This window comes from Halobacillus litoralis, assembly GCF_009856415.1.
In the GTDB taxonomy this organism is placed as follows: domain Bacteria; phylum Bacillota; class Bacilli; order Bacillales; family Halobacillaceae; genus Halobacillus; species Halobacillus litoralis_C.
In genome coordinates this window covers 824,706-837,482 of sequence record NZ_WMEZ01000002.1, presented here as the reverse complement: position 1 = coordinate 837,482, position 12,777 = coordinate 824,706, and the positions used below count along the sequence as shown (strand labels likewise).

Below are 12,777 nucleotides of genomic sequence, written 5' to 3'. Positions count from 1 at the left end.
GATGTGAAGACCGAAAAGTCGGATCTTGCCTTGCGTTCAGACCAGATTTTGAATGATTTAGTGGGGTGGCGGAGGGATTTTCACCGCTTCCCTGAACTCAGTTTTCAGGAAAAGCGAACGAGTGAGAAGGTGGGAGAAATATTAGAAAGCTTCCACACGTTTGAAATCGAAAAGAATATCGGAGGCTATGGGATTATCGCTACCGTCAGCCGGGGAGAGGGTCCTGTCATTGGGATCCGTGCAGATATGGACGCCCTCCCCGTCACCGAAACGACGGATGCCCCCTGGGCTTCCCAACATCCGGGTGTGATGCACGCGTGTGGGCATGATGCACATATGGCCATCTTGCTAGGGATCGCAAGGTTATTGGCGGAAGACACAAAAGCTGGACGTTTTCATGGAACAATGAAACTGATATTTCAACCAGCAGAAGAAAGTTGTGATGCAGCAGGGAAAACGGGAGCGATGAAAATGCTGGAGTCCGGAAAGCTGGATGGTCTGGACGCCGTTCTATCCCTGCACATGTGCCCATGGAGGAAATCCGGCGGTATCCAATGGAATGACGGTCCGAGCATGGCAAACAATGACGAGTTTCATTTGAAAATTCAAGGGAGCGGCGGCCATGCGGGATATCCCCAGCATGTAAAAGACCCGATCTGGATGGCGACTTATGTATTGCAAGCGTTATACAGCCTGAATGGTCGAAAAGTAAACCCTCTGGATGTCGGGACCATTAGTGTCGGGCAGGTACATGCCGGGGAGGCCAACAATGTCATTCCAAGCACTGTAGACATGAAAGGGACCATCAGATCTTATAAAGATGATGTAAGAGATGAGTTATACAAGGAAATCCATCAGGTGGCCAATATCGTCACAGCGCTCGGCGGGGAATATTCACTTCGCATCCATCGCGGTGAACCCTCTTTGATCAACGATCCTGTTATTAACCGGATCATAAAGGAAGCGGCATGCGGATTGAACATGTATGAAGAGCCCTTTGGGATGGGGAGCGAAGACTTCAGTCATTTCACTAGAAAAATACCCGGGGCGATGTTTTTCCTTGGCTGCGCTCTGGAAAAGGAACGGAGTCTCCATCAATCGGATTTTGATATCGATGAACGATCCTTGCCGATTGGTGTAAGGGTGCTTTTGGAGAGTGCATACTTATTACTTAAGCGAGGAGGAGTCCATTCAATATGAAAATAGCCATGATCGGATTTGGAGGCGTAGGTCAGTCGTTTGCGGAAATTTTGGAGGAAAAACATCAGGAACTTCAGCAAAATTACGGACTTGATGTGGAGATTGTGGCCATATCGGACGTCATGAAAGGCTCTATTTTCCATCCGGGTGGTTTGAATATTGCAGAGTTATTAGAGTGTGTAAAACGAACGGGCTCTGTAGAATCCTATCCGTCATCCAGTCAGACGATCAAAGGGTGGAACAGTATAGAAACGATAGAGAAATCACAGGCGGATGTCGTCATAGAAGTCACCTACACCGATGTCAAAACAGGCGAGCCTGCACTCACACACTGCCATCGTGCTTTTGAAACAGGAAAAAGTGTCATAACGACAAACAAGGGCCCTGTTGCCCTCGCCTATCAAGAATTAACCGAAAAAGCGGATCACCATGGCGTGTTTTTCGGATTCGAAGGAACGGTCATGAGTGGTACGCCGGCTTTAAGGCTGCCTTTAGAAACCTTAGCTGGCAATGAAATTAAAGAAATGAGAGGAATATTGAATGGTACGACCAATTATATTCTTACAGCTATGGAAAGTGGAATGACTTTGAAACAAGCGTTGGAAAAAGCCCAAGCCCTCGGTTATGCAGAGGCAGATCCGACGAGTGATCTTGAAGCCTATGATGTCAGGTATAAAGCTGCAATTCTATCCAATCATGTATATGGCGTTCATCTCGACCCTGATGAAATTTTCTGTGCCGGAATTACTGGTTTATCCGTAGAAGATATCAAAGAAGCTGAAAAGGCCGGCGAAAAATGGAAGCTGCTTGCACGTATCTCTCAAAACAACGGAAATGTGAAGGCGACGGTCCGCCCGGAGCGTATTAAAGAGGATGATCTATTAGCACGTGTGAGTGGTGCAACCAATGCAATCGTCTATGAATGTGATCTGTCCGGGCCGATCATGCTCACAGGAGCAGGGGCAGGGTTGAAGGAAACGGGATTTTCTCTATTGATCGACTTGATCCATTGTCACAAACAGAAGCAGGGAACCAAAATCGGAGGAGGGAGCCACTCATGACGACGAAGGTGAAGAGTTATAAAATGCTGATCGGGGGAGAATGGCGGGAAGGCTTCAGAAGTTTTGATGTAACCAACCCTCATGACAATGAAGTGGTGGCCACTGTCCCCTCTGCCACTAAAGAAGAAATGATGGAAGCCATTGAAACCGCCGATCGTATTTTTCAAATGAGGGATCCTATTCCCACACATGAAAGGATCCGCGTATTAAACAAAGTTGCTGATTATATGGAGGAGGATCAAGAAGCTTTTGCTGCGATCATCGCAAGTGAAGGCAGTAAGACGATTACGGAAGCTCGTTCAGAGGTCTCACGGGCCATTCAAACCATCCGGATCAGCGCAGAGGAAGCCAGACGGATGAAAGGAGAGACCATCAACTTCGATCAAAATCCGGGCAGCGAAAAAAGGGTCGGGTATTATCAACGTTTTCCTGTGGGAGTCGTAGGAGCCATCACTCCTTTTAATGACCCGCTCAATTTAGTCGCACATAAAATAGGGCCAGCCATTGCTGCAGGGAACGCGATTGTCGTCAAACCAGCTTCTGCCACGCCTCTCAGTGCATTGAAGCTGGCGGAAGCCTTTGTGGAAGCTGGACTTCCTGATGGTTATCTATCCGTAGTCACTGGGCCGGGAAAGGAAGTCGGAGATCCGCTGGTTACACATCCGGCCATCAAAATGATTTCCTTTACGGGAGGACCCGATGCCGGGGAAGCGATCACGAGAAAGGCAGGAACGAAAAAAATCAGCATGGAACTGGGATCGAACTCGCCAGTCATTGTCCTTAATGACGCAGATCTCTCCAAGGCTGTTCATGCTTGCTGTTCGGGTGCTTTTTCGGCGGCGGGGCAAAATTGTATTGGCGTTCAGAGGATTTTTGTAAGCGAAGATCTTTATTCCGATTTCATTGATCTTCTGGTGGAAGCGACTGCAGCACTGAAAGTCGGGAATAAAATGGATGAAAGAACGGATGTAGGTCCGATGATTAATGAAAAAGAAGCGGTCCGTGTGTCCGAATGGGTCGAGGAAGCGTTGGAAAAGGGAGCCCAAATAGAAACGGGAGGGGTCCGCGACGGAGCCTACTATTCACCAACGATTCTGACCCATGTACCTTCAGATGCGAAAGTGATGGTGGAAGAGATCTTTGGACCTGTAGTCATTGTAAACCCTGTTGCTGATTTAGAGGAAGCTATTGAAAAATCCAATGCCGTCAATTATGGACTGCATGCAGGAATTTTCACAAACGACATCAATCAAGCTTTTAAAGCCATAAGGAAAATGGACGTAGGTGGAATTATGATCAACGACAGCAGCGATTATCGAATTGATGAAATGCCGTTCGGAGGGACGAAAGGATCGGGCATCGGTCGTGAGGGAGTACGTTTTAGTGTTGAATCCATGACTGAACAAAAAGTCGTATGTTTCCATCTTGATGACTAGAAAAGCCGGCTCAGCCCGCCGTTTTGTGTTTGTCATTCATCTGGTAGGGGAATGCCTCCACAAAAGGAGGTATTGGAATGGCACAATTTTATGTGAACCAGAACCAGCAGACAGGTGGCGAACACGAAGTGCATGTCGAAGGCTGTGATTTTATGCCCTTCGAGCAGAATTTATTGGAATTAGGTGGTCACGAGGACTGCGCAGCAGCACTCGAAGTTGCCAGAAATACTTACGACGATGTCAACGGCTGCAAACACTGCTGCCCCGATTGCCATACAAAATAGCATCCCCCAAAAACCTGGACTTCCATAAAAGGAACCGTTCAGGTTTTTTTATTTGAGTATATTCGGGGTTCGTTGCCGTTGTTGGGCGTCAGGGGTTGTTGGGAAGCTACTCGCTTTCCTGCGGGGATGACGGCAAGCCTCCTCGTGACTTCGCACTGCGGGGTCTTGCCAGCCAATCCATTCCCGCGGGAGTCTCGCAGCTTCCCAACAACCCCATTCGATCAGTGTGAAAAACGAACCCAGGAAGAGTGTCTTCCATTATCCTGTCCTAGGTTGATAAAGCGCTCTGTAGCAGGCTTTCCATAGAAAATGTACACTCTTTGGTATCTAAACGTAATATTGGAAGCTCTGTTATTTGTGGTAGTGGTTTCGAGACACTGATATGCAAAGGGGCGGAGGGAAATGGCGAGACTCCTGCGGGAAAAGAGTGCTTGGTGAGACCCCGCAGAGCGGAGCTCGAGGAGGCTCACCGCGCTCCCGCGGAAAGCGAGCCATTCCCCGCAGCCCCATACACTTTACAAACATCTCGGAACTTAATTTTACACGATAGGGAGCGTTTATCGAATAAAGAGGAATTGGTGTGCTGAAATGGTACTTCTTCTCAGGGATATTGTTTGCTGTCATGCAAATAGTAAACGTGAAGATTAATCCTGAGGAGGATGCATGATGAAGAAAAAGTGGTTTATTTTATTCGCAGCGCTCATGATGATTGCCATGCTAGCTGCTTGTAATACATCAGAAGAACGCGCACGTGAAAGTCAGCGTAACAATTTAAATCAAGTTAGTTTTGGTCCCGAAGACCAGGGAATGCAGGGGGACGGGAATGAACCGCGGGAGATGGACCCGGGAAGAGATGGCCAAAATCGTTTTGAACAAAACCGTTTTGATGCCAACATTCCTTTTGAAGGCATAAACCCAAATGGAACGAATGGTTCCATGCAAGGTCCATACTTTTTTGACCACGATGGCCGTTACACACAAGATCCACAAGGTGGAGATCCAGCACAAAGACAATCCCCGAATCAACCTGAACAAAATCGTGATAATACTGCACGAGAGAGTGATGAGGCAAGTGGGGATTTTCAGCAACAGGTGATTGATTTAACGAACAAAGCTCGTGAGAAAAATGGTCTGAAACCACTAAAGAATAGCAACGATGTAGAAGAAGTGGCTCAAACGAAATCGGAAGATATGGCGAAGAATGATTATTTCTCCCATACGTCTCCGACCTACGGAAGCCCTTTTGATATGCTGAAGGAATTTGGGGTCGATTACTCAACAGCAGCTGAGAACATTGCTGCTGGGCAGCAGTCTCCGCAATCGGTTGTTGATGGTTGGTTAAATAGTTCAGGTCACCGTAAAAACATTATGAACAAAAATGTCACGCACATTGGCGTCGGTTATGCAAAAGACGGCAATTACTGGGTGCAAATGTTCATTGCAAAATAAATGAAAATGACGCTTGGTTAGTATCAGGCGTCATGTTTTACATACAAATCAAGGCAGGGGTAGAGAATGAAGAATATATGGATCCTGGTCATGGTGTTCACTGTCATTCTGGCACCTTCTGACCTAGCAGCTTTTAAAGAAGAAAGATTGGTCGCCATCGGGGATTCCATTCCATTTGGTTATAATTTGGATGGAGAAAATAAAAACCCTCCAAAAGGGTCGTTCCCTTCTTTGATTGGAATGAAAAAAGATATGGAAGTGACCAATTTAAGTATTCCTGGGCTGACATCGGCCGAATTGCTAACAGCCGTTCGATCCAACGATACTTTCAGAAAAAGTCTTAAAAACGCCGATTTTGTCATTGTGTATATTGGTGGCAACGACTTATTGAATGTTGTCAAAAAGAATGGGGGACTGGATGGATTAAAAATGGAGGAGGCCGCTCCGGTTATTCGAGATCTCATTTATAATGTTTATTCGACCATTCTTGAAATTGACGAATTAACGAACGGGAAGATCCTCGTTTACAACATATACAATCCTTACCCTGCTGCCGGTGACCAGTTGAACACGCCGCTCGCTTATATTAACCAGCAGTATGCTTCCTTAATCAAGCTGCTGAAGCACTTTGCTTCCGTGACGCTTGTCGATGCCTATAAGGCCTATCATGGACACCCTGAGTACATTATTAAAGGGGATGTTCATCCAACGGAAAAAGGCCAACAGGTACTGGCTAAGATCGCCTTGAAACACATAGATTAGGCAAGCTTCTGCTGTGGGTGTTTCTTCCATGTTCATGTATAATGGGGATACGGTTATTTTGGAGGTGACTTACATGGTCAGATTTGGAATTATAGGAACCAATACCATTACTGAAAAATTTATAGAAGCAGCTAAGCAGCATCCTCAATTTACACTGCAGGGGGTGTATTCTCGTACAGAAGAGAAAGCAGCTGCATTTGCATCCAAACACGGTGCACCTGAAACATACACGGATATAGAAGAGATGGCGGCAAGTTCAAATGTGGATGCCGTTTATATTGCAAGTCCTAACGCTTTTCATGCGGAGCAGGCGAAAATCGTCATGAAGCAAGGGACGCATGTTTTATGTGAAAAACCGATGGCTTCCAATCAGCAGGAGATCGCTTCTATGATAGAGGTAGCCAAAGAAGAAGGCGTGCTCTTAATGGAAGCTGTAAAGTCTACACTTATGCCAGGCTTCCTAAGTATTCAGGAACATCTACATAAAGTCGGGAATGTGCGACGCTTTGTCGGGAACTTCAGCAAGTATTCATCCCGTTATGATGCATATAAAAGAGGAGAGGTCCTGAATGCTTTCAAACCGGAACTGTCGAACGGTTCTTTGATGGACCTTGGTATTTATGGCATTTATCCGATGGTTGTCCTATTCGGTGCCCCTAATCATGTCCAGGCTAATGCTATGTTTTTGGAGTCTGGTGTGGACGGGCAAGGCTGTGTGGTCGCAGCGTATGATGGAATGGAAGGAGTGGTGATGCACTCCAAAATCGTTGATTCCCATGCTCCATCTGAGATTCAAGGAGAAAAAGGCACGATGCTCATTCCGAATATTTCTGAACCGAAAGATATAAAAATTATGTATAGAGATGGATCTGTGGAAGAGCTTTCTTTCGAAGATGAGTTTTCACCTATGTATTATGAAGCGGCTGAATTCATCAGTCTGGTGGAGAAGGAAAAAGATCGGTCGGAGAATAATTCGTTGGAGCATACGCTGATTACAGCGAAAGTCATGGAGGAAGCCCGCCGGCAAATCGGCCTGGTTTATCCTAACGACCGCTCTTAGGGTCCTGCAAAAAGAGGCACTCACTTGCGAATGCCTCTTTTTTTCTATTGTTATTTTAGTTGATTCGATACGTCTATGAGGCTGTCTTGTTGGCCTGCCCTTTGCTTATGGTAGATGCCCCATTCGTTCATTTTCTCTAAGAATGAGGCCGTTGTTCGCCCGTAAGGCGTTACTCGATACTCCACTCTGGGAGGCACGGTTTCATAATCGATACGTTCGACTAAACCGTCCTGGATGAGCTTCTTCAGTTCTCGGGCAAGGATTCTGGAAGAGATGTTTCCATCAAGGGACCGACGCAGTGCATTGAACCGCAGATGATTCTCGTGGATAAGCTTCCAAAGAATTAACCCTTTCCACTTTCCGCACACGACTTCAAGAGTGACATCAAGGCCGATCCCATCTTCCTTCATCTGCTTTCACCTCACGTTATTTTTTTGTGGTTTGTCCTTGTTTTTGCATGGCTTTTTCGTAGCCTTCCAATACTCCCTGGGCATAGACTTTGTTCAAGACAGTCATGGTCTGAGGGATGACTTTTTCTTCTTCCGATTCCGAGACTTGGTTTAATAAGTCAACGAGTTCTAATAATTCTTCAGTAACGGGAAAAATCGGTTTTATGTTGTCCAAAAAGGATCACCTTCCTGTTTGTTCGGAAAAACACTATTAATATAATTCTATTTGCTTTTTAAATGTGTCACAAGTACTTACATATTTGTGCGTGTTACATTGCCTATTATGACGTAAACTTGTGTAAATAATCAACAATTAAGTCCGTGGTTTTGGCTCAGTGGCGCACATTGGTAGAAGGATGAGTGTTATACAAAAGTTATACTGAAATAGCTGGTCTTGGTATTTTTGTATAACAGAAAGGTTCCTGATTCTCAAACTATGCATCAACATCATCTTTTTTATTAATGAATATATTTCTATTTGTACAACGGGTCTTTAGACTGACACACGTTTGGAGGATTTTGTATGCGTGCAATTTTTTCTTACACCTTTCCTTATAAAAAGTCTGCATCGATTGCTCTTTTTCTTATGTTCATAGAATTATTGGTTGAACTGGCTCAGCCCATCCTCATGGCTAAAATCATAGATGATGGAATCATTGCTCAAGACTTTAACGCTGTTCTGTTATGGGGTGGGGTGCTTTTAGGGTTGTCATTACTTGCCTTTACCGCAGGTGTGACGAATTCTTTCTTTGCTGCCGACCTGAGTCAGGGGGTCGGTTATGACCTGAGAAAAGATTTATTTTCAAAAGTTCAGAAGTTTTCGGATCGTCATTTCCAAAACATCTCCACTCCAAGCTTGGTCACAAGAATCACCAATGATGTGATTCAAATTCAAAACTTACTATTCATGTTTGTAAGGATTGGTCTCAGGGCACCACTTTTTATCATTTTTGCATTAGTGATGGCTTTTACCATTGATGTGGAACTTGCTCTCCTTCTACTCGGTAGTGTTCCTGTATTTTTATTGTTTTTATTCTTCCTTCTTACAAAAGGGATTAAGTGGTTTAAGAAAGTTCAGCATAAGCTTGATGGACTCAATACGATTATTAGAGAAAATATAGCTGGGATTCGTTTGATTAAAGGTTTTAATAGAAAAGAACATGAAGAGGAGAGATTTCAACAGGCGAATGAATCATTGGTTCTTCAGAATAAAAAAGCGCTGTGGCTCATGGAAGTGGCTATGCCAGTCGTCATGTTCGGGATGAACATCATCATCCTTGTCCTCCTTTTGGTTGGCGCACAAATACTTAGCAGTGCAGGTGTGGAAGCGGGTGAACTGGTCGCCATTATTAACTACGCGACAAGAATTTTATTTACTTTTTCTGTTTTTACATTCCTGATCATGGTCATCTCAAGAGGGCAGGCCTCGGCGGAAAGGATTGCGGACGTGCTGCATCAAACCACAGATGAGGGTGCCTCAGGTAAAGGGAAAGAATTAGGCGGTGCGGTCCGTTTCCAAAACGTTTCTCTTGAAAGAGCAGGTTACAACGTGCTTAAGAACCTGAACTTCCGTGCAGTGCCTGGATCCACTATCGGTATTATTGGGGAAACAGGGGCCGGAAAGACCTCCTTGCTTCATTTAATACCCCGATTGTATGAAAAAAATGCGGGTCAACTCTTTTTGGATGAAGTAGAAATTGAAAATCTTGATGTGAAAAATATAAGAAGACAAATCAGCCTGGTCCCTCAAGAGGTTCATTTGTTTTCAGGTACAGTGAGAGAAAACATTGCCTGGGGCAAGAAGGATGCGACACGTAAAGAGATTGAGGTGGCGGCCAAACAGGCGCAAATTCACGACTTTATCAGGGACCTGCCAGACGGTTATGATACGCAAATCGGACAGAAAGGAATTGTCTTCTCTGGCGGACAGAAACAGCGTCTTTCCATAGCTCGTGCCCTTGTGAGGAAGCCGCGGATTTTGATTCTGGACGATAGTACGAGTGCACTGGATGCTCATACGGAGAAAAGACTTCTACGAACGCTGGAGGAACAACCATCTACCGTGTTTCTCGTTGCTCAAAAGGTAAGTTCAATCCAGAAGGCGGACCTCATTCTCATTCTTCATCAGGGAGAAATCATTGCTCAGGGTACGCATGACGAACTGCTTCAGCAAAATGAGTATTATGCCGAAATTCATCAATCTCAACAAGAGGGGGTGACATCGTGAGTGGAGGTACTAAACCTAGAATGGGTCATCCTCATGGGGTTGGTTCAAAACCCCCGAAAGTTGAAAATGTCGGAGGTACGCTCCGAAGGATATGGCGTTATATGGTGAAGGAAAGAGTAAGATTTATCATCGTGTTAGCTGCCATCCTGATCAGCTCCGCTTTATCCTTACTGGGTCCTTATCTTCTGGGGTTGACAGTCGACATAGTCATAGAAAGTCCTGAATCAGATACCCTTCTCACCATGCTGGCTGGCTTGCTCCTTGTTTACTTGTTTCATTCGCTTTTTCTTTGGCTGCAGAATTATTGGATGATCGGAATTGCTCAAAATGCAGTCCAATCCATGAGATCGCATCTGTTTTCACATGTCCAACTGCTGCCTGTTCTCTTTTTTCAAAAAATGCAGCAGGGGGAGTTGATGAGCAGGCTTACGAACGATATTGAAAACGTAAGTCGGACTTTAAATACGGCAGTCGTTCAATTTTTTACAAGTTTATTGACGATCATCGGTACAGTAATCATCATGCTCTGGTTAAGTCCCATGCTCACATTGCTGACATTGACCATTATTCCTGTCATGTACTTTGGAATGAAATGGATCACAAACCGAACCGGTCCCTATTTTAAAAAGCAACAAAAGGACCTTGGTGAAGTGAATGGCTATGTAGAGGAAATGTTTTCTGGGCAGCCCATTATAAAAATGTTTTCCAAAGAGGAAGATGTCATAGATGAGTTCAGAGGAAAAAATAAAGCGTTAAGAGAGTCAGGCTACTATGCGCAAGTGTACACAGGGTTTATTCCAAAACTGATGAACATGTTGAATAATGTAAGCTTTGCCATTATTGTCGGAGCAGGTGGGCTGCTTGCTCTTAATGGCTCAATATCAATCGGTATTATCGTCACGTTTACAACCTATTCCCGCCAATTCACACGACCTTTGAACGACCTGGCCAACCAATTCAACATGATTCTCTCAGCCGTAGCTGGCGCAGACCGGGTTTTTCAGGTCATTGACGAAAAAGAAGAACGACTGGATGAAAAGAATGCAGGTGAGGTGGGAGAAATCCAAGGGGATATCCAATTTCAGCATGTTGATTTCTCTTATGAAGATGAACAGCAGACGCTTTCGGACATCACCTTTGAAGCGAAATCTGGTCAAACGGTGGCGCTGGTCGGTCCTACAGGTGCGGGGAAAACGACCATTATATCTTTACTGTCACGATTCTATGATCCGGACTCCGGTCAGATTTTGTTGGACGGTGTAGACCTGAAAAGCGTGAAAAGAGACAGTTTGAGGAGCCGGATGGGGGTCGTTCTCCAGGATGCCACCATGTTTAACACGACCATACGGGAAAACATTCGTTATGGACGATTGGATGCTACAGATGCTGAGGTTGAACAAGCGGCCAGGTCTGCTATGGCTCACGATTTCATCACCCAGCTGCCAGGCGGATATGAAACGGTTCTTGATTCAGATGGAAAAGGGGTAAGTCATGGACAACGACAATTGTTATCTATTGCACGAGCCATGATTGCAGATCCATCGTTGCTTATTTTAGATGAAGCGACAAGCAGCATCGATACGGTCACAGAAATGAAAATCAATGCCGGTCTTACGAACCTAATGAAAGGCCGGACGAGTTTTGTCATTGCACACCGCCTGCATACCATACGCTCAGCCGATGTGATTCTAGTACTCCAGGGCGGGAAGATCGTTGAAAAAGGAAACCACCGGACGCTCATGGAGCAAGGGGGAGAGTATGCAGCTCTTATTCGAGCTCAGACATCAGAGCGTACCGAAAGAGGATACGGATAAGTCTCACACCTCCGCCCATCCTCCCGCATAAGATGAGGGAAAGGGAGGGGTGACCATGTCACTAAATCAACCGTATCCTTACTGGACCGATTTGCCTTATGCCGGTGAAAGCCGCCCACCATCAACGAACGAAGGGGTGGAGTTTGAAGCAGGGAAATGGAAAACCTATTTTATTGAACACAGCCGGAGGCACGGGTTTAATAAGTTGGATGGAAGCCCGATACGATTAGCCATCAAAGATCCAAAGACCATTGACTGGCATAGAGAACTGAAGGTAGTCAAAGAAACCCTAGCCAATTTGACAACCGACCAAAGAAAAATTGCTGTGTACTGGGGAGAGGGGCCAGCCTCAAAACAATGGGTACCCATTGTTGACCGTCTGATTGATACTTATGGTGTGGAAGCTCCAAGGGCCGCTCGTATGTTAGGAGCCGTTTTCAGCGGCATGAATGATGCATTCGTCGTATGCTGGTCATTGAAATACCGGTGGCTGGTCCCGCGTCCCAACCAGTTGGACCCTCAATTACGCACCGTCATCTGTACACCGAAGCACCCATCCTACCCATCCGGCCACGCAACGATTTCCGGAGCTGCAGAAGTCATCCTCAGTTATTTCTTCCCTTCCGAAAGAAGGAAGCTGAGGGAGTTGGCTGAAGAGGACGCCCGCTCAAGACTTTATGCCGGCGTACACTATCCTGTGGATAATGACGAGGGGCTCCGCCTTGGGAGACAAATCGGCCGCATCGTTGTAGAAGAGTTGAAGAAAGACAATATCGATGGCCGCCCGCTTGATCGCCCCTTTACAGAATTTCGAAACGCAGATATCTATCCTTCCGACTATAGGCAGGCCATACCTTTTCGATTTGACCAAAAATGCGGTTCCTTGCTCCTGGACTCCACGGATCATGAAGAATCTTCTCCTTATACGGATTGGATCGACCCAAAAATATTCTATTAACCAAAAGAACCACGCCCCAGGTGTGGTTCTTTTTATTCTTTACAATGGCAGGACTATGGAAGACTCAGTTTCGAGAT

Annotated in this window: 12 protein-coding genes; 10 read left to right on the top strand and 2 right to left on the bottom strand. The window is 45.6% G+C overall.

From position 1 onward, the window contains the following. Positions 1-3: 3 nt before the first annotated feature. From GLV98_RS09505 to GLV98_RS09475, 7 genes are all read left to right on the top strand, one after another. Positions 4-1,200, top strand: a complete 1,197-nt coding sequence (locus GLV98_RS09505; protein ID WP_160914393.1) for an amidohydrolase — start codon at positions 4-6, stop codon at positions 1,198-1,200. After that, positions 1,197-2,261 (top strand): homoserine dehydrogenase, encoded by a 1,065-nt coding sequence (locus GLV98_RS09500; RefSeq protein ID WP_160914391.1) that lies wholly within the window; start codon positions 1,197-1,199, stop codon positions 2,259-2,261. Before GLV98_RS09505 ends, GLV98_RS09500 begins: the two co-directional genes overlap by 4 nt. After that, positions 2,258-3,697, top strand: a complete 1,440-nt coding sequence (locus GLV98_RS09495; RefSeq protein ID WP_160914389.1) for an aldehyde dehydrogenase family protein — start codon at positions 2,258-2,260, stop codon at positions 3,695-3,697. The genes GLV98_RS09500 and GLV98_RS09495 overlap by 4 nt, the downstream gene beginning before the upstream one ends. Before the next feature lie 77 nt (positions 3,698-3,774). After that, positions 3,775-3,981 carry a hypothetical protein gene (locus GLV98_RS09490; RefSeq protein ID WP_160914387.1) on the top strand — a complete coding sequence of 69 codons (207 nt, stop codon included), beginning with the start codon at positions 3,775-3,777 and terminating at the stop codon, positions 3,979-3,981. Positions 3,982-4,647: 666 nt separating this feature from the next. Beyond that, positions 4,648-5,430 (top strand): CAP domain-containing protein, encoded by a 783-nt coding sequence (locus tag GLV98_RS09485; RefSeq protein WP_337193734.1) that lies wholly within the window; start codon positions 4,648-4,650, stop codon positions 5,428-5,430. 66 nt (positions 5,431-5,496) lie between these two features. Next, a complete protein-coding gene (locus GLV98_RS09480) occupies positions 5,497-6,192 on the top strand; it encodes an SGNH/GDSL hydrolase family protein (protein ID WP_160914383.1) in 696 nt (231 codons plus the stop codon). A 73-nt stretch (positions 6,193-6,265) separates the two neighbouring features. After that, positions 6,266-7,252, top strand: coding sequence for a Gfo/Idh/MocA family protein (locus GLV98_RS09475; protein WP_160914381.1), 987 nt, complete (start codon positions 6,266-6,268; stop codon positions 7,250-7,252). A gap of 50 nt (positions 7,253-7,302) precedes the next feature. Here the strand turns inward: GLV98_RS09475 and GLV98_RS09470 are convergent, their stop codons facing one another. Further along, on the bottom strand, positions 7,303-7,662 hold the full coding sequence (locus GLV98_RS09470) for a winged helix-turn-helix transcriptional regulator (protein WP_160914379.1): 360 nt from the start codon (positions 7,660-7,662) through the stop codon (positions 7,303-7,305). A gap of 16 nt (positions 7,663-7,678) precedes the next feature. After that, positions 7,679-7,876, bottom strand: coding sequence for a hypothetical protein (locus GLV98_RS09465; protein WP_089654887.1), 198 nt, complete (start codon positions 7,874-7,876; stop codon positions 7,679-7,681). 348 nt (positions 7,877-8,224) lie between these two features. Between GLV98_RS09465 and GLV98_RS09460 the strand changes: the two genes are divergently transcribed. Genes GLV98_RS09460 through GLV98_RS09450 form a run of 3 tightly spaced genes read left to right on the top strand, consistent with a single transcriptional unit; the run spans position 8,225 to position 12,700 of the window. Further along, a complete protein-coding gene (locus GLV98_RS09460) occupies positions 8,225-9,928 on the top strand; it encodes an ABC transporter ATP-binding protein (RefSeq protein WP_160914376.1) in 1,704 nt (567 codons plus the stop codon). Positions 9,929-9,948: 20 nt separating this feature from the next. Next, positions 9,949-11,742, top strand: a complete 1,794-nt coding sequence (locus GLV98_RS09455; protein ID WP_160914543.1) for an ABC transporter ATP-binding protein — start codon at positions 9,949-9,951, stop codon at positions 11,740-11,742. 55 nt (positions 11,743-11,797) lie between these two features. Further along, entirely contained in the window at positions 11,798-12,700 is a 903-nt protein-coding gene (locus GLV98_RS09450) for a vanadium-dependent haloperoxidase (protein WP_160914374.1), read from the top strand. Positions 12,701-12,777: the final 77 nt, after the last annotated feature.